17 protein-coding genes and 1 pseudogene are annotated in these 16,380 nt (G+C 57.1%); 4 read left to right on the top strand and 14 right to left on the bottom strand.

The genetic code is table 11. The features are described from left to right. Positions 1-83: 83 nt before the first annotated feature. From ACR0M3_RS17785 to rplO, 13 genes are all read right to left on the bottom strand, one after another. On the bottom strand, positions 84-791 hold the full coding sequence (locus tag ACR0M3_RS17785; protein WP_480911919.1) for an ATP12 family chaperone protein: 708 nt from the start codon (positions 789-791) through the stop codon (positions 84-86). Positions 792-794: 3 nt separating this feature from the next. Beyond that, positions 795-1,466, bottom strand: coding sequence for an HAD-IA family hydrolase (locus tag ACR0M3_RS17780; RefSeq protein WP_480911916.1), 672 nt, complete (start codon positions 1,464-1,466; stop codon positions 795-797). Beyond that, the gene (locus ACR0M3_RS17775; protein WP_480871364.1) at positions 1,463-2,506 is read right to left on the bottom strand and encodes an RluA family pseudouridine synthase; all 1,044 of its coding nucleotides are present in this window, start codon (positions 2,504-2,506) and stop codon (positions 1,463-1,465) included. The genes ACR0M3_RS17780 and ACR0M3_RS17775 overlap by 4 nt, the downstream gene beginning before the upstream one ends. Before the next feature lie 186 nt (positions 2,507-2,692). Next, entirely contained in the window at positions 2,693-4,003 is a 1,311-nt protein-coding gene (locus tag ACR0M3_RS17770) for a replication-associated recombination protein A (protein WP_480774299.1), read from the bottom strand. 3 nt (positions 4,004-4,006) lie between these two features. Next, entirely contained in the window at positions 4,007-5,392 is a 1,386-nt protein-coding gene (locus ACR0M3_RS17765) for a trypsin-like peptidase domain-containing protein (protein ID WP_480484767.1), read from the bottom strand. A 65-nt stretch (positions 5,393-5,457) separates the two neighbouring features. Beyond that, entirely contained in the window at positions 5,458-5,865 is a 408-nt protein-coding gene (locus tag ACR0M3_RS17760) for a hypothetical protein (RefSeq protein WP_480911914.1), read from the bottom strand. Positions 5,866-5,975: 110 nt separating this feature from the next. Further along, positions 5,976-6,398 carry a 50S ribosomal protein L17 gene (rplQ, locus tag ACR0M3_RS17755; protein ID WP_480871362.1) on the bottom strand — a complete coding sequence of 141 codons (423 nt, stop codon included), beginning with the start codon at positions 6,396-6,398 and terminating at the stop codon, positions 5,976-5,978. A gap of 175 nt (positions 6,399-6,573) precedes the next feature. Then, positions 6,574-7,590, bottom strand: a complete 1,017-nt coding sequence (locus ACR0M3_RS17750; RefSeq protein ID WP_209598874.1) for a DNA-directed RNA polymerase subunit alpha — start codon at positions 7,588-7,590, stop codon at positions 6,574-6,576. Positions 7,591-7,704: 114 nt separating this feature from the next. Continuing rightward, entirely contained in the window at positions 7,705-8,094 is a 390-nt protein-coding gene (gene rpsK / locus ACR0M3_RS17745) for a 30S ribosomal protein S11 (protein ID WP_170462414.1), read from the bottom strand. A 15-nt stretch (positions 8,095-8,109) separates the two neighbouring features. Continuing rightward, positions 8,110-8,478, bottom strand: coding sequence for a 30S ribosomal protein S13 (rpsM, locus tag ACR0M3_RS17740; RefSeq protein ID WP_170576075.1), 369 nt, complete (start codon positions 8,476-8,478; stop codon positions 8,110-8,112). Positions 8,479-9,118: 640 nt separating this feature from the next. After that, positions 9,119-9,763: an adenylate kinase gene (locus ACR0M3_RS17735; RefSeq protein WP_267363761.1), complete on the bottom strand. Its 645-nt coding sequence runs from the start codon at positions 9,761-9,763 to the stop codon at positions 9,119-9,121. Beyond that, complete coding sequence (secY, locus tag ACR0M3_RS17730) at positions 9,760-11,124, bottom strand: preprotein translocase subunit SecY (RefSeq protein WP_480508517.1); 1,365 nt, start codon at positions 11,122-11,124, stop codon at positions 9,760-9,762. Before secY ends, ACR0M3_RS17735 begins: the two co-directional genes overlap by 4 nt. Positions 11,125-11,234: 110 nt before the next feature. Beyond that, complete coding sequence (rplO, locus tag ACR0M3_RS17725; protein WP_480911909.1) at positions 11,235-11,708, bottom strand: 50S ribosomal protein L15; 474 nt, start codon at positions 11,706-11,708, stop codon at positions 11,235-11,237. Between the two features lie 320 nt (positions 11,709-12,028). Here rplO and ACR0M3_RS17720 point away from each other — a divergent pair, with 320 nt between their 5' ends. Next, positions 12,029-13,063: a fatty acid desaturase gene (locus tag ACR0M3_RS17720; protein ID WP_480911906.1), complete on the top strand. Its 1,035-nt coding sequence runs from the start codon at positions 12,029-12,031 to the stop codon at positions 13,061-13,063. A gap of 20 nt (positions 13,064-13,083) precedes the next feature. Further along, positions 13,084-13,164: pseudogene (locus ACR0M3_RS17715) on the top strand (50S ribosomal protein L23); the annotation flags it as partial. A 71-nt stretch (positions 13,165-13,235) separates the two neighbouring features. On the opposite strand, the gene ACR0M3_RS17710 reads toward ACR0M3_RS17715, so the two are convergent. Next, positions 13,236-14,948, bottom strand: a complete 1,713-nt coding sequence (locus ACR0M3_RS17710; protein ID WP_480911904.1) for a P-loop ATPase, Sll1717 family — start codon at positions 14,946-14,948, stop codon at positions 13,236-13,238. A 305-nt stretch (positions 14,949-15,253) separates the two neighbouring features. Between ACR0M3_RS17710 and rplB the strand changes: the two genes are divergently transcribed. After that, complete coding sequence (rplB, locus tag ACR0M3_RS17705; protein WP_170531634.1) at positions 15,254-16,096, top strand: 50S ribosomal protein L2; 843 nt, start codon at positions 15,254-15,256, stop codon at positions 16,094-16,096. Positions 16,097-16,099: 3 nt separating this feature from the next. Then, positions 16,100-16,378 (top strand): 30S ribosomal protein S19, encoded by a 279-nt coding sequence (gene rpsS / locus ACR0M3_RS17700; RefSeq protein WP_005980699.1) that lies wholly within the window; start codon positions 16,100-16,102, stop codon positions 16,376-16,378. The last annotated feature ends 2 nt before the right edge of the window (positions 16,379-16,380 follow it).

Below are 16,380 nucleotides of genomic sequence, written 5' to 3'. Positions count from 1 at the left end.
AAACGTCAAGGGTCGGATCATCGAAAACGATGGATCAGACCCCAACCAATTTGAACATTTGGCCAAAAATCGGAAAATAAGGATCAAACCGACATATCAAAGAAGCGTTTAGCATGCAGAAATGCGGCTTTCTTCGTTTCGGCAACCGCATGGGCCTCGTCATCGTGACCCCATTGTTCGATCTGCCAGGTTTCGTCCAACCTCGAAATGCGCCATATTTCCGCCGGTTCGCGCCAATCCATGGCCGCCGCAAACCCGAGAATCAATGACCCCGACAAGCTGACCAGATCGTGGAACGCCGCCAGTTGGAACGCATCCAGCGCATGGACGCGAGCACGCAGCGCCGACAGGGCTGCGTCAGATTGCGGCTTGTGCAGCACACCGATAACTGGCCGCAAGCGAGCAGACAGTGCGACCTCGGCCCAATCCAGTGCCGGGTCCCATTCGGCGCTTTGACGTTCCTGCAACTCTGACGGGTGTGTCGCCCGATAACATAGCAGGTCGGAATCGCCGTAATCCGCAAGCATGTCGGCAACTTCCCCATGCTGGGACCGAACCTTGTCGATTGCCGCATTCGCTGATCGGGTGCATGGCATCGTCGACGGATCTACCTCACTCTGCTGAGCATCCCATTCCGCTTTAACCGCTTCGGCCATGGCGCGGGTCGGCAGGATCAACGCTGCTTTGGCAGGGGTCTTGACGCGGCGGCCATCCAGTTCAACCGTAAACCCACCTTCAACATCGATGGTCCGGCTTTCTTTCCAGAAGCGTTTCGGTTTCCAGTCACTCATGTTTCAGTTCCATATCCCGGCCAGCGCAGTGGGCAACTGGTCAAAGGTCTCAATCACGCAGAAGGCCGAGGTCAAAGCAAACCGATCATGGTACCCCCATGCCACGCCGATGCCGCGCACCCCGGCAGCGGCAGCCATGTCCATGTCATAGCTTGTATCGCCGACCATCACCGCGCAGTCGGATTCGACACCGGTCTCGGCCAACGCGGCCTGCACCATGGAAGGATGCGGTTTCGACGGATGGTGGTCGGCGACCTGCCGGGTGACGAAGTAGCGCTCAAGCCCATGCACTTCGATCAACGCATCAAGTCCGCGCTTGGATTTGCCGGTTGCCACCCCAAGAAGCACTTCGGGTACGGCGTGCAAGGCTTCAATCGTCTCTCGCGCGCCGGGATAGAGCGGAGAGCTGGCAGCGCCCAAATCCAAGCGATGCGCGTGATAAGCTTCCTTGTACCCTTCAACGAGATCGTTCTGGACCGAGGAAGGTTGGTCCGGCACCAATCGTGCGATGGCATGTGGCAGGGACAGCCCGACAATGGACAGGATCACCTCTCGCGTCGGTACAGGTACCGACGCGGCCTGAAAGCTGGTGGTCATGGCGTGAACGATACTGCCCTGACTGTCGACCAGAGTGCCATCGACATCAAATAGAACCAGCCGCAGGGGTGCGCTCATTGCAGCGCCTCAAACGGGTCGTCGGCGGCCAGATCCTCGGTCCAGCCGAAGGTGTCCCAGCTGTGTTTCATATGTTCTGGCAAGGGCGCTGTCACGGTCACAGGTTTGCGCGTGATCGGATGCAGGAATGACAGTCGCCGCGCGTGCAGATGCAGCTTTTTGCTGATGATCCCACCCAATTGTGCGCCCCAGCCATCACCCAGGTTTTCCTGCCCCGAGCCACCGTATTTGCCGTCGCCTATGATCGGATGCCCGATCGCTGCCATATGCGCGCGCAGTTGGTGGGTGCGGCCCGTGATTGGCTCCATCGCCACCCAAGCGGCGCGCCCGGCCACCCGGTAGAGGGTCGCATAATGTGTATGTGCCCGTTTCGCACCGGGGGTGCTGTCGATCTCGTTCATATGGACGGGGATCATCTTTTCACCCTCGCCGTGGGCGCCATGACCGGCTGCTTTCACAAGACCCGTCTTGATTTCACCCAGATATGGCGTGGGAACACCTGCAACCAGCGCCCAGTAAATCTTGCGTGTATCGCGGTGACGGAAAGCGGCTGTCAGCCCCTTCGCGGCTTCGCGCGTGCGGGCCAGCAGCAGAACTCCTGACGTGTCCTTGTCCAGGCGGTGAACCAGACGCGGGTTTTCGTCATACCCAAACCGCAACGCCTCGGACAGGCTGTCGACATGCCGGGTCTGCCCGCTGCCGCCCTGTACCGGCAGGCCCTGCGGCTTGTTCAGGGCCAGAATGTGATCATCACGGTAGATCACGCAGGACTGGATCATCTTGGCATCCGCATCCGAGATACGATGCCTGACCTCAACCGGTTTGTGATCAGGCCCCGGCAATGGCGGTACACGAACCACCTGCCCGACCTCCAATCGGGTCGAGGCCTTGGCCCGACTGCCATCCACACGCAGTTCTCCCTTGCGGCACATCTTTTCGATGCGGCCCTGGCTGACATGCGGGAACAGGCGGCGCAACCAGCGGTCCACACGCTGATCGCCGTCCCCTTCAGCGACTGTAATCATCTGTACGCCACTCATGCCATTGCCCCTTGCGCCGCGCGGGTGATCCGCCCGGATTGTGTCTTTGTCCGTGTCCCAGAAATCATGGGGGTCTCTCGCGCGCAATGCGGCAAGAGTCAAGGTATCAGACAGGAACCTTTGGCGTTCGAGGGGGCTCAGCACCGCCCGCCACTTCTCGGCACGATCAATACATTCCCAGCCAGCCTAGCTGTTGCGCTGGGTCCGAAGCTTGGCGAAGTAATCGAGGCGCTTTTTCAGCTCACGCTCGAACCCACGCTCGACCGGTTGATACAGAACCGGGCGTTTCATCGTTTCAGGGAAATAGTTCTGACCGGAAAACCCGTCTTCGGCGTCATGGTCATACGCATAGCCGGCACCATATCCCTGATCCTTCATCATTGATGTAGGGGCATTCAGGATATGTTTGGGTGGTGGCTCGCTGCCTGATTGCTTGGCCAGCCGCATCGCTGCCTTATAGCCGACATAAGCACCGTTGGATTTCGGGGCCAGGGCCAGATAGACCAGCGCCTGCGCCAGCGCCAGCTCACCTTCGGGAGAGCCGAGCCGCTCATACGTTTCCCAGGATTGCAGGCAAATGGCCTGTGCCTGCGGATCGGCCAGGCCGATATCCTCGACCGCCATCCGTGTGATCCGACGCGCCAGATAGCGCGGGTCTTCGCCCCCTGTCAGCATTCGCGCGAACCAGTACAGCGCCGCATCCGGGTCGGACCCGCGCACCGATTTGTGCAGGGCTGAAATCAGGTTGTAATGTTCATCGCCCGACTTGTCATATTTCGCCGCCCGCCGCATCAGCCGCGTCGACAGAGCGTCCGTGTCCAGTGGCGCATCCACCTTCCAGGCCGAGACCTGTTCGATCAGGTTTAGCAACGCCCGCCCGTCACCATCTGCCATTTCCTGCAACGCATCGCGGGCTGCGGGTGTCAACGGTAGCGCGCGGTCCAGCTCTTTTTCGGCGCGCTGGGTCAGGCGTTCAAGATCGGAAAGGCCAAGCCGTTCCAGCACCAGAACCTGCGACCGGCTGAGAACCGCGGCGTTCAGCTCAAAGGACGGGTTTTCGGTCGTTGCCCCGACCAGAAGGATCGTGCCGTCCTCCATATGCGGCAGAAACCCGTCCTGCTGCGCCTTGTTGAAGCGGTGGATCTCGTCCACGAACAGCAAGGTCCCCTGCCCGTTCTGGCGCCTGATCTTGGCCGCTTCGAAAACCTTCTTCAAATCCGGAACACCGGTGAAAATCGCACTGATCTGAACGAATTGCAGATCGGTTTCCTGCGCCAGCAACCGTGCGATCGTCGTCTTGCCGACACCGGGCGGCCCCCAGAAGATCAGGCTGGACAGACTGCCTGACGCCAGCATGACCCCCAGCGGCGCATCCGGGCCAAGAACCTGTTCCTGACCGATGACCTCGGCCAGTGACTGCGGGCGCAACCGGTCCGCCAGGGGACGGTGTGGCGCAGCGGTGGGTTCCGTTGGCCCGGTATCGAACAGATCGCTCACGGGTTACAGCCGGAACCGCAATGAGACTGACCGGCCACCGCGCAGAAGACCCATCTGCACACGACGACCCGGATCTGTCAGCGCATTCTCCACATCCCCAGGACGTTCGATGTCATTGGAATTGATGCTTTCAAGAATATCCCCCGATCGCAAACCCGCGCGTCCACCATAGGGGCCGGGATCAACAACAACGACACCTGTCTGGGACAGTGGCAAGCCCATATCGGAGATCACCGCAGGGTTGACGCGGGACACCACCAGCCCCGGCAGGACAGTGTCTTCATCCAATGTCGTCTTTTCAGCGGCGGGGGTTTCCGGCGCTTTGATCAGTGCCACCTCAACCTCTTCGCTCTGGGTGCCGCGCAGCCGTGTCAGAACCGATGTTCCCCCCACCCCCGCTACGGACATGCGAAACTTCATCTCGGCAGGCGAGTTCACTTCGTCCCCGTCCACATGGGTCACGACGTCCCCCACCTTAAGCCCCGCCTCGCGCAGCGGGCTAAGGTCATGAAGGTCCGAGATGACAACACCCAGCGGGATGGCAAGACCAAGGGATTCAGCAATATCCGCGCTCATATGTTGACCGGTCATGCCTGCCCAGGGGCTGATAAAACTGTCATTGCCCTGCTGGGCCTGTTTCAGAAACTCGGCCACAAGATTTGCGGGGATGGCAAAACCGATGCCATTCGACCCGCCCGAGCGTGTTAGAATAGAGGTGTTGATCCCGATAAGGTCCCCGTTCACATCAATCAGCGCACCGCCGGAATTCCCCGGATTGATCGCTGCATCTGTCTGAATGAAATACCCGCGCGCATTGCCCGTCGCCGTACCTGTACGCGCCAAGCCCGAGATGATGCCAGAGGACACCGTCTGCCCCACCCCGAACGGGTTGCCGATGGCAAGGGCCAGTTCGCCAACCTCGACCTGATCGGAATCGCGCAGGGTCAGGTAGGGCAGGTCTTGCGCCTCTTCCAGACGCAGGATCGCAATGTCGCTTTCTTCGTGCCCCAGTACGACCGTGGCAGAAAATTCGCGCCGGTCGGTTGTCACGACTCTGATCTCGGTCGCCGAGCCTACAACATGGTAGTTGGACACAACGTAGCCATCTTCAGACAGGATGACCCCGGAACCCAGCGAGTTCTGAACCCGCGGCTGCGGCGTTCCCAGGCTTCCGCCAAAGAAATCCCGAAAGAACGGGTCCGAGTAAAACGGGCTGGCCCGCCCCTGCCGCACGATCTTGGCGTAGATATTCACCACCGCAGGCGAGGCCTTTTTGACCACCGGAGCAAAGCCCAGAGAGATTTCGGACTGCGATTGCGGGACGCGGGTTTCGGCAAATGCTGGCAGGGCCATGACAAGCATAAGAGAGATGAAGGATGCGCGGATCATGGGGGCTCCGGATTTGATTATCCTTGGGATATGCGGGGCAAAGGCGATAAATGCAAGCCGCGCGCTCAGCTTTGGCGGCGCAGGAACTTGAGCCCGGACCAATCGGCGTCAACCGCGCAAACCTTCACGTCGACCCAGCCCAGCGGCAGGATTTCACTGCGCAGCATATCCTCGGTCACACCTGCGTGCAGGGGCGAAGATTTCTTGGCCCAGGAGACCCACAGCATTCCTCCGGGCCGTATGTGGGCGATCTGCTCAGCGGCCAATTCGGCGATCTGGTCCGGATGGTTCAGGAACATGTGAACCGCATCCGCAGGATCGGCTGCAGGGTCGAACAGAACACCGTCGGCACCGGCTGCCAGGTTGGGATAATGGGCAGGAGCGTTGAGCGTGCGGACCGCATATCCGGGTTTGAAACCCAGTTTCGACCAGAGCGGTTTGCCCGAGTATCCAGTTGCAGGTTTATTTGTCATAACGGTTTGAACTTAATGGACAAACCACATGATGACAATCGGCTGGCTGAGGCACAAAAAAAGCCTGCCCGATTGCTCGGGCAGGCGCATTAGGTCGATGACCTTAGTGCTTATTCTTCGGCTGCGGCTTCTTCGGCAGCAGTACGGGCTTTGTCCGCGGCGCCTTTGGCATCAATGTCGCGATCGACGAATTCGATGATCGCCATCGGAGCCATGTCACCATAGCGGAAGCCGGCTTTCAGGATGCGGACATAACCGCCCTGACGCTCGGCATAGCGGGGGCCCAGAACTTCGAACAGCTTGGTGACATCTTTGTCTTCTTTCAGCTGTGCTGCGGCCTGTCGGCGGGCGTGCAGGTCGCCGCGCTTGCCCAGGGTGATCAGTTTTTCGATGATCGGGCGCAGTTCTTTTGCCTTGGGCAGAGTTGTCTTGATCTGCTCATGTTCGATGAGCGAGCCAGCCATGTTTGCAAACAGAGCCTTGCGGTGCTCATGAGTACGGTTCAGGCGGCGGTAACCACGTGCGTGACGCATTTTTCAATTCCTTCTTTCGCGTTTTGCTTTGTCCGGCTTCCGATGCGTGTCAGAAGCTCACCTTGGGGCGGGATTGCCCGGATTGTACGTTTTGTACCGGCTTTCGGACCCGATTGGTCCAAAATGTACAAAACCTGCGACGGCAGGTTGGCCCCGCCGCCGCAGTCGAAGATGCTTAGAACGCGTCTTCGAATTTCTTTGCCAGATCTTCGATGTTGTCGGGCGGCCAGTCCTCGACATCCATGCCGAGGTGCAGACCCATGCCGGACAGCACTTCCTTGATCTCGTTCAGCGACTTGCGGCCGAAGTTCGGGGTGCGCAGCATCTCGGCTTCGGTCTTCTGGATCAGGTCGCCGATATAGACGATGTTGTCGTTCTTCAGGCAGTTTGCCGAACGGACCGACAGTTCCAGCTCGTCCACTTTCTTGAGCAGCAGCGGGTTGAACTCCAGACCATCATCTTCGTCCTGGCGACCAGCCGATTCCGGCTCATCGAAGTTCACGAAGATCGACAGCTGATCCTGCAGGATGCGCGCGGCGTAGGCCAGTGCGTCATCGGGGGTGATCGAACCATCGGTGTCGATCTTCAGGGTCAGCTTGTCATAGTCCAGAACCTGGCCTTCGCGGGTCGGCTGAACGTCATAGGCGACTTTCTTGACCGGCGAATAGATCGCGTCGATCGGGATCAGACCGATGGGCGCATCTTCCGGCTTGTTCTTTTCAGCCGAAACGTAACCCTTGCCGGTGTTGACGGTCAGCTCCATGAACAGGTCGGCGCCGTCATCCAGGTGACAGATGACGTGATCGCGGTTCAGAACCTCGATACCTGCGCTTTCGCTGATGTCACCAGCCGTAACTATTGCCGGGCCTTTGGCATTGATCGACAGGCGCTTGGGGCCTTCGACTTCCATGCGCAAGGAAACCTGCTTGAGGTTCAGGATGATGTCGGTGACGTCTTCACGCACACCCGCCACGCTCGAGAACTCGTGCAGGACGTTGTCGATCTGGACGCTGGTGATGGCCGCGCCTTGCAGCGAGCTCATCAAAACGCGACGCAGGGCGTTGCCCAGGGTCAGACCAAAACCACGTTCCAGCGGTTCGGCAACCAGTGTCGCCTGACGCGCAGGGTCGTTGCCCGGCTTGGCTTCCAGCTGGGTCGGCTTGATCAATTCTGCCCAATTCTTGTGGATCATGTAATCCCTCCATTCCTGCCCGCGCCCCATGACCAACAAGGTGCAGACGCCCGAGGTTCAAAATGACGTGCTGGGGCCGTGTAAAAACACAGCCCCAGCTTAATTCCAGATCGCTTAGACGCGACGACGCTTCGGCGGACGGCAGCCGTTGTGAGCAATCGGTGTCACGTCGCGGATCGACGTGATGTTGAAGCCCACGGCAGCCAGCGCACGCAGAGCCGATTCACGGCCCGAACCGGGGCCCTGAACTTCGACTTCCAGCGTCTTGACGCCATGTTCCTGCGCTTTCTTGCCTGCGTCTTCCGCAGCCATCTGCGCGGCATACGGAGTAGATTTCCGCGATCCCTTGAAGCCCATGGTACCGGCAGACGACCACGAGATGGCGTTGCCCTGTACGTCCGAGATCAGGATCTTGGTGTTGTTGAAGGTCGAGTTCACATGGGCAACGCCCGATGCGATGTTCTTGCGCTCTTTGCGCTTGATGCGAGTCTTATCGCGTGCCATCGGTCAGACCCTCCCTTATTTCTTCTTACCGGCAATGGCCTTTGCGGGGCCTTTGCGGGTACGAGCGTTGGTGTGGGTACGCTGACCGCGAACCGGCAGGTTGCGGCGGTGACGCAGACCGCGATAGCAGCCCAGGTCCATCAGACGCTTGACGTTCATCTGAACTTCGCGACGCAGGTCACCTTCGACGGTGTAGTTGGCGTCGATATGTTCGCGGATGGCCAGAACTTCGGCATCCGACAGTTCATTGACGCGGCGGTGCGCTTCAATGCCCACGGCTTCGCAGATCGCTTTGGCCGAGGTGTTGCCGATACCGGTGATATATGTGAGGGCGATTGGCACCCGCTTTGCAGTCGGGATGTTTACGCCGGCAATACGTGCCACGTGTCACTTTCCTTTTTGTTGCGGTTCCGTAACTCCGGAACCTTTTTTCACAACACTTTACCGTGGCAGTGACGCCAGAGGGTCCAGTATTATTCGAGGTGGTCGGGGCAATTGGGACGAATCCCGCATGCGGTCTTGATTCCCTTTAGGGATGGGGGTCGATATGGGCTTTTGGCGCTGGCGTCAAGTCCGAAACGAGGACCGTCAATCTCGAAGGTAATTAAAGAGAACTCAAAAGCCTAGATATCGCGAACTTTGGAGCAGTTAAGACCACTTATCAACGCTGATGTTTGACCCTGGATCGTGAGCGATGCTCAATCCCTTTCGTTGAAACTCATACTGAATAGCGAAAATCTGGTTTTGCAAAGCATCCCGCTTACGGCGGATATCCCACGTGATCAAAGCAGGTAGACCAAATACAGTAAGGAGGTAAAACAGAGACACGCTGATATGCTGCAAAATGTACTCTGCCAAGAACAGCCACAATGCAACGATGGGTAATCCAAGCAAGAACCATCGCTTCGTAGACTTTATGAAAAGGCTGCGCCCCTCTTCCAAAAGATCTCTATAAAGATCAATCTTTGGCTCCAATTCAGGAGGCACAGCTGCGTTTCGATAAATCATACGAAGTCCCGGCGGACTAACCCAGTATCGCCTCGATCGACGCGGTGACTTCCTTGATATCCGCCAGCCCATTCACCGGACGCAGATCGCCCTTGGCGTAGTAATAACCGATCAGCGGCGAGGTCTTTTTATAGTACTCCATCAACCGTGTGCGCAGGCTGTCTTCGTTGTCATCGGCGCGGCGCTGGAAGTCATTTTCCTTGCCGCAATTGGTGCATTTGCCATCCGCCGGAATTGGCTTGGTGTTGTCGTTATAGACCTCGCCACAGCCACCACAGGTTGAGCGTGCGGTGATCCGGCCCACCAGCGCGTCGTCATCGACGCGCATCTCGATCACGGTGTGCAGCGACTGGCCCAGCTTGGCCAGCAAAGCAGCCAGAGCATCTGCCTGCGCCAGCGTGCGGGGAAAGCCGTCAAAGATGAAACCGGCGCCTGTTTCGGTGGTCAGTTTCTCTTCGATCAGGCCGATCACGATTTCATCGGTGACCAGCTTGCCCGCATCCATGATCGCCGCAACCTTCCGGCCCATCTCGGTGCCCGAGGTCTTGGCTTCGCGCAGCATGTCGCCCGTGCTGAGCTGTACCATGCCGCGTGTTTCAACCAAGTGACGCGCCTGCGTTCCTTTCCCGGCCCCCGGGGGGCCCAACAGAATGATATTCATCGACGAGAGGGTCCCTTCCTGCCGCGTTTCTTGCTTTTGCCGCGCAGTTGAGACTTTTCGATAAGCCCTTCGTATTGATGCGCCAGAAGATGGCTCTGAACCTGCTGGATCGTGTCCATGGTCACGGAGACGATAATCAGAACCGAGGTGCCGCCGAAATAGAACGGGATGGCAAATTGGCCCCGCAGGATTTCAGGCAGCAGACAGACGGCAGCCAGATAGGCCGACCCCAGCACCAGCACGCGGTTGACCACGTATTCCAGATACTCGGCGGTTTTCTTGCCCGGACGGATACCGGGCACGAACCCGTTCTGCTTCTTCAGGTTGTCCGCCACATCATCCGGTTTGAACGACACGTTGAACGTGTAGAAATAGGCGAAGAACACGATCATCGACGCGAAGAACAGCAGGTACAGCGGCTGTCCGGGGCCGAAATTGGCCAGCAGCCACGACATGACCGGCCCGTTTGCAGCGCCCGACGAGAAGGTCGAGATCGTCACCGGCAGCAGCAGCAGCGAGCTGGCAAAGATCGCCGGGATCACGCCTGCGGGGTTGACCTTGACCGGCAGGTGGCTGGAGCCGCCTTCGTAGATTTTCATCCCGGCCTGACGGCGCGGGTACTGAATATGGATCTTTCGCAGCGCCCGTTCCATGAAGACCACGAACATGATCACGGCGATCACCATTACGATCACACCAACGATCACGGCGGGGCTGATTGCGCCCGAACGGCCCGACGCGAAGAACTGCGCCAGGGCGGCGGGGACCTCGGCGATGATGCCGACGAAAATGATCAGAGAGATACCGTTGCCGATGCCGCGCGCGGTGATCTGCTCACCCAGCCACATCAGGAACATGGTGCCGCCGACCAGCGTGATCATGGTCGACATGCGGAAATACAGCCCCGGATCGGTCGCCAGATCGCCCGATTCCAGCGAAACAGCCAGACCATAGGCCTGAACGGTGGCCAGCGCCACGGTGCCGAAACGGGTGTATTGGTTGATCTTCTTGCGGCCCTGCTCGCCCTCTTTCTTGAGCTGTTCGAGCGCGGGAACCATCGATGTCAGCAGCTGCACGATGATCGAGGCCGAGATATAGGGCATGATGCCAAGGGCAAAGATGCCCATTCGGCCAAGCGCCCCGCCTGTAAACATCGAAACCATGCCGCCGATGCCCTGCCCCGCCTGTTCCATGAACTCGCGCAATGCTGCTCCGTCGATCCCCGGCACCGGAATGAAGGTGCCCAGACGATAGACGATCAGCAAACCCAGCGTGAACAGGATGCGGTTGCGCAGATCGGTGGCCTTGCCAAGGGCAGCCCAGCTTGTGTTGGCTGCCATTTGTTCTGCTGCTGATACCATAAAGTCGGTCTCTCTTATGCAAACGCCGCCCGGAACCGTTTTCCGGCTCGGACGGCGTCTTGGAAAACTCTGAAGTCTATGTAAGCGGGTCTTTGCCCGCTCACAAGCGCTTACTCTGCCGCAGCGGCTTTTGTGACTTTCAGTGAACCGCCCGCTTTTTCAACTGCCTCGACAGCAGCTTTCGACGCACCGGTCACTTCCAGATCAACCTTGACGCTGATCTCGCCTTTGGCCAGAACGCGGATACCGTCCAGCTTGCGGCGGACCAGACCGGACGCAACCAGAGCGTCTTCGGTGATCGCAGCCTTGGCGTCCAACTTGCCGGCTTCGACGAATTTCTGGATCAGGCCCAGATTGATGACGGCGAATGCCTTGCGGTTGGGCTTGTTGAAGCCACGCTTGGGCAGACGCTGGTACAAGGGCATCTGACCGCCTTCATAGCCGTTGATGGCCACACCCGAGCGGGATTTCTGGCCTTTGATACCACGGCCACCCATTTTACCTTTGCCGGAACCCGGACCACGGCCAACGCGGGTGCGTTTCGGGGCGGCGCCAGGATTGTCGCGCAATTCGTTCAGTTTCATTTCGCTTCTCCTAAGCCGGATATGACCCCCGAAGCGTGATGGGCCAAACACGGCATTTCTTGGTTTTGATTCTCGCGGCCAAAAAGCCACCGCAGGCGTATAGGCCCGATGATCCCCCTTGGCAAGCCTGTAGATCGCCAGCCGCTTGGCCTGACCGGCCAAAGCCCCGCGACCGGCCCCGCAAGGTGAACCCAAAAGGACACCTTCACCGGGGTCTGACCGAAAATTGAGCACGAAATATGGCGATTTTGGCAAATATCGCTTGCCATGACCGGGCGGTAGTCTATCCGGATTGCCACAAACAAGAACTTGGCAGGCGCATGACTGAAACCACTCTTTCGACCCGGACACAGCCTGGGGCTACCGCTGCACGTGACTGGGTCACAACGCTTGCCAAATATCGCGAACCCGATCAGCTGCGCAGCGCGTTTGAACTGGGCGTCAGTATCATCCCCTTCTTCGCGCTTTGGGCCTTGTCCTGGATGTCGCTGTCGGTCAGCTATTGGCTGGCTTTTGCGATTTCCGTTCTCAACGCGGCCTTTCTGTTGCGCCTGTTTGCCATCCAGCATGATTGCGGGCACGGCGCGTTCTTCAAGAACCGCACGGTCAGCGACTGGGTTGGACGCACGATCGGAGTTCTGACGCTGACACCGTATGATGTCTGGCGCCGCACGCATTCCACACATCACAACAGTTCCGGCAATCTGGGCAAGCGCGGGATGGGCGATATCCACACCCTGACCGTGGCCGAATATCAGGCAAAAACCCCGATGAACCGGTTCTGGTATCGCGTGTATCGAAACCCGATCACCCTGTTCGTCTTTGGCCCCGGTTATCTGTTCCTGTTTCAGAACCGCCTTCCACTGGGCCTGACCGACAGCGTCCGGTTCTGGGTCAGCGCGATGGCCACCAATCTTGCCATTCTGGTTGCGCTTGTGGCCATTTACTATTTTGGCGGGCTGATGCCGATGGTTCTGATCTTCCTGCCCTCGACCCTGATTGCCGCCACCGCCGGGGTATGGCTTTTCTATGTGCAACACCAGTTCGAGGACACGCATTGGGACGCCGATGAAGACTGGCAGTTGCACGAAGCGGCGCTGCACGGAAGCTCTCATTATATATTGCCGTCCGTGTTGCAGTGGTTCACCGCCAATATCGGCATCCACCACGTGCATCATTTGTACAGCCGCATTCCGTTCTATCGCCTGACCGAAGTGCTGCGCGACCATGATGAGCTGGCCAACAGCAACCGGATGACCATCCGCGAAAGCCTCGCCAACGCGCGCCTGCACCTGTGGGATGAGCAAAGCCGCCGACTGCTGTCCTTCGCCGAGGCCCGCGCGCTTTATGGGTGAGGGATAGGTTCTCCTGCTAGCTGAGCAATCGGAAAGACGTCAAGAAATCCTATGTGACCTTGGAAGAGGGCAACACCATCGACGTGTCCACCGGTCTCTGATCGAACCCGTCTTTGGAAAGAGGTAAAGGTCCCCGCGTAAGCGGGGGTTTTTTGTTGAGGCGTTGATACGCCTAGGAACGATGTTCCTTCCGCTCAATGTTTTCAAAGGCTCGCCAGAGCATGGGATGAATTGTTACCTTGGTGTCTTCGCTGATGGAGTTTTTGGAGACTGGTTTGTGAGTCTGGTACACCCAATGCCACGCGGCAGTTGATGACAATTTCAAACCAACTGCGCCAACAAGGTGAAGTCTATGAAAAACTTCCTTGCAAAACTCAATTGGCTCTGCTGATCCTTCGACTTTTGTTGCTTCCTCAAGCTTTTCCCAAATTGGGTCAGTCTGAGCTGCGTCTGCAGACGCAAAGTCCATTGCTAGTTCGTCGACGAACTTGGTATGGCAAAACTCACTTACGGGGAAATAGGTAGCTCTGTTAGACAATTGCCTTAGTAGTATTCCGATCCCACCAAAGACTGGCCGCCATTCAGACTCCAGCGCCTCGAGTCTGTCATCTGAATAAGACTTCTCCGCATTTCCAAAGTCTGTTTTGCTGATCTCCGTTTTTCCCTCAGCAGCCGTGAAACAAAAATTGACGTACTTGATCACGTCGCGAGGCCGCATCAAAGATCGTTCAACAATGTATATCCAGGTCCGTTTTTTGTTGTCATAGCTTTGTTTGAACAAATCTACGAAGTGCACATTATCTTTGGTGTATTTCCACCGATAAAGATGGCCAATGCGTCTCTCCACCAGCTCCCACAACTGTTCTTTCGTCCATTTTATCCGAACAATGTAGTCTTCGTTTTTCTCCAGCTGTCCTTGAGAAGGTGGATGCTCCATATTCATCTTCTCGTAGACGTCGTTGCGTATCGAAACTATGACCTTCAAGTTTCTTATCTTGCGCAGCCCTTTGCATGCCTCGAAAAGCGAATGAATGATCGTGTTCTTTATTTCCGGTTCGATCCAATGTTCATCAAGCCCATCAATCAGAATGTAATAGTTGTCTGGGCGCTCAGATAAGTATCTTGCTAGTCCATTAACAACCTTGGACAGTTCAGCCAAAAGTGACGAATTGACAAATTTCTTTGCTCTTTGCTGAAACTGAGTTTTCTTTTCTTCGCTCAATCCTCGAGAGTATCCAGCTCGTGTTGAGGCTTTTTGGATTTCAGCACCGAACTCAGCTGAGATGTTCTTTTCTAGTTTGTTGGCCACCTCGATCACTGTTTGATCGACTGTGTTCCAAAAGCTACCTTGATTGTTCTCAACAAACTCGATGAAGCTTTTTCGAGTCGCGTCCTCTCTACCTCGATTGAAGAGTTTTGAAATGAACCCCTTGGTATCGTCTCTGTCTTCGATTTGGGTGGCCATCTTTATCAATTCGATGCAAATGACGTGCCGCCAAAGAGCTTGCAGGAAGAAAGATATATCAACGTCGATTTTTCGAAGGAACTGTATGGTGTCACTATTGGACAAATAGCTCATCGAAAGCTCCTGAAGTTCTAGGAACTTTGCGTTCTCGTTTTTCTCGATCATCCTTAAAAACGCTGTCTTTCCCACACCTGTGCTACCCAACAGGAACATCTTGGCCGTACTCATGTCCTTGATTGAAGCCAGAGCAGGATGATCGACAAAACACTTGAAGAGAAATTCATCGTCGGTTTCAGCAGACACGTTACCAATGCTAGAATCCGCCGAAAAAATAATTTTGTTGCTCATTTGTACCCTTGTTTTTTTTGCGCTTGATCTGCCAAGTGTTGACTTGGCGGTACGGTCTTTGCCGTGTCGCATTAAGAGCATTCCACCGTGAGACGAAAAGGGCAAGCAAGGTTAGCGCAGTGGTATAATCAAATTTGATCATGGGAAGATGTACTTTTGAGATATGTTTTTTGAGCTACACCTGACATCAGAAAATACCCATAGACACCCACCGCCAACACTGCTAAACGCACCCAATCTTGCGGCCTCGGATTCGTTCCGGGGCCTTAGATATTTTGCAACCGGGGACCTTCGGAGCCCTATACCTTTGGCACCTACGGGGGCCTATCACATAGCGGGGGACCTCCCCTGCACTTGCTAAACGGAAGACAGAAAGCATGGCACTCAAGTCGTACAAGCCGACGACGCCGGGCCAGCGCGGGCTGGTGCTGATCGACCGTTCGGAGCTTTGGAAAGGACGTCCGGTCAAGTCTCTCACAGAGGGTTTGACCAAATCGGGCGGCCGGAACAACACCGGACGGATCACTTCACGCCGCCGCGGCGGTGGCGCAAAGCGTCTCTACCGGATCGTTGACTTCAAACGGAACAAATTTGATGTCGCGGCAACCGTCGAGCGGATCGAATATGACCCGAACCGGACCGCGTTCATCGCACTGGTAAAATACGAAGACGGCGAGCAGGCGTATATCCTGGCTCCGCAGCGTCTGGCTGTTGGTGACAAGGTCATCGCATCGGCAAAGGCCGATATCAAGCCGGGCAACGCAATGCCGTTCTCGGGCATGCCCATCGGTACCATCGTCCACAACATCGAGATGAAGCCTGGCAAAGGCGGTCAGATCGCACGTGCGGCCGGTACTTACGCGCAATTCGTGGGCCGCGATGGCGGTTACGCTCAGATCCGTCTGAGCTCGGGCGAGCTGCGCATGGTCCGTCAGGAATGCATGGCCACCATCGGTGCCGTGTCCAACCCCGACAACAGCAACCAGAACCTCGGTAAAGCCGGTCGTATGCGCCACAAGGGCGTTCGTCCGTCGGTTCGTGGTGTTGCTATGAACCCGATCGATCACCCGCATGGTGGTGGTGAGGGTCGTACCTCGGGTGGCCGTACGCCGGTTACGCCGTGGGGTAAGGACACCAAGGGTAAGCGTACCCGCAACAAGAACAAAGCGTCCCAGAAGCTGATCATCCGCTCGCGGCACGCCAAGAAGAAGGGACGTTAATCCATGTCTCGCTCTGTTTGGAAGGGTCCTTTCGTCGATGCTTACGTGCTGAAAAAAGCCGAAGCAGCGCGCGAGTCGGGCCGCAACGAAGTCATCAAAATCTGGTCGCGTCGTTCCACCATTCTGCCCCAGTTCGTGGGTCTGACCTTTGGTGTGTACAACGGCCAGAAGCATATCCCGGTAAACGTCTCGGAAGACATGATCGGTCAGAAGTTCGGTGAATATTCGCCGACCCGGACCTATTATGGCCACGCCGCAGACAAAAAAGCGAAGCGGAAGTAAGT

The sequence above is a fragment of the Ruegeria sp. O5 genome (genome assembly GCF_056535105.1).
The sequence above is the reverse complement of the archived record's forward strand: the minus strand, read 5'-3'. Positions and strand labels throughout refer to the sequence as shown.

Excerpts from the sequence above, each read along its gene's own strand:
- ACR0M3_RS17785 (WP_480911919.1), bottom strand. The coding sequence starts at position 791 with ATGAGTGACTGGAAACCGAAACGCTTCTGGAAAGAAAGCCGGACCATC.
- ACR0M3_RS17780 (WP_480911916.1), bottom strand. The coding sequence starts at position 1,466 with ATGAGCGCACCCCTGCGGCTGGTTCTATTTGATGTCGATGGCACTCTG.
- ACR0M3_RS17775 (WP_480871364.1), bottom strand. The coding sequence starts at position 2,506 with ATGAGTGGCGTACAGATGATTACAGTCGCTGAAGGGGACGGCGATCAG.
- ACR0M3_RS17765 (WP_480484767.1), bottom strand. The coding sequence starts at position 5,392 with ATGATCCGCGCATCCTTCATCTCTCTTATGCTTGTCATGGCCCTGCCA.
- ACR0M3_RS17760 (WP_480911914.1), bottom strand. The coding sequence starts at position 5,865 with ATGACAAATAAACCTGCAACTGGATACTCGGGCAAACCGCTCTGGTCG.
- rplQ (WP_480871362.1), bottom strand. The coding sequence starts at position 6,398 with ATGCGTCACGCACGTGGTTACCGCCGCCTGAACCGTACTCATGAGCAC.
- ACR0M3_RS17750 (WP_209598874.1), bottom strand. The coding sequence starts at position 7,590 with ATGATCCACAAGAATTGGGCAGAATTGATCAAGCCGACCCAGCTGGAA.
- rpsK (WP_170462414.1), bottom strand. The coding sequence starts at position 8,094 with ATGGCACGCGATAAGACTCGCATCAAGCGCAAAGAGCGCAAGAACATC.
- ACR0M3_RS17735 (WP_267363761.1), bottom strand. The coding sequence starts at position 9,763 with ATGAATATCATTCTGTTGGGCCCCCCGGGGGCCGGGAAAGGAACGCAG.
- secY (WP_480508517.1), bottom strand. The coding sequence starts at position 11,124 with ATGGTATCAGCAGCAGAACAAATGGCAGCCAACACAAGCTGGGCTGCC.
- rplO (WP_480911909.1), bottom strand. The coding sequence starts at position 11,708 with ATGAAACTGAACGAATTGCGCGACAATCCTGGCGCCGCCCCGAAACGC.
- ACR0M3_RS17720 (WP_480911906.1), top strand. The coding sequence starts at position 12,029 with ATGACTGAAACCACTCTTTCGACCCGGACACAGCCTGGGGCTACCGCT.
- ACR0M3_RS17710 (WP_480911904.1), bottom strand. The coding sequence starts at position 14,948 with ATGCGACACGGCAAAGACCGTACCGCCAAGTCAACACTTGGCAGATCA.
- rplB (WP_170531634.1), top strand. The coding sequence starts at position 15,254 with ATGGCACTCAAGTCGTACAAGCCGACGACGCCGGGCCAGCGCGGGCTG.
- rpsS (WP_005980699.1), top strand. The coding sequence starts at position 16,100 with ATGTCTCGCTCTGTTTGGAAGGGTCCTTTCGTCGATGCTTACGTGCTG.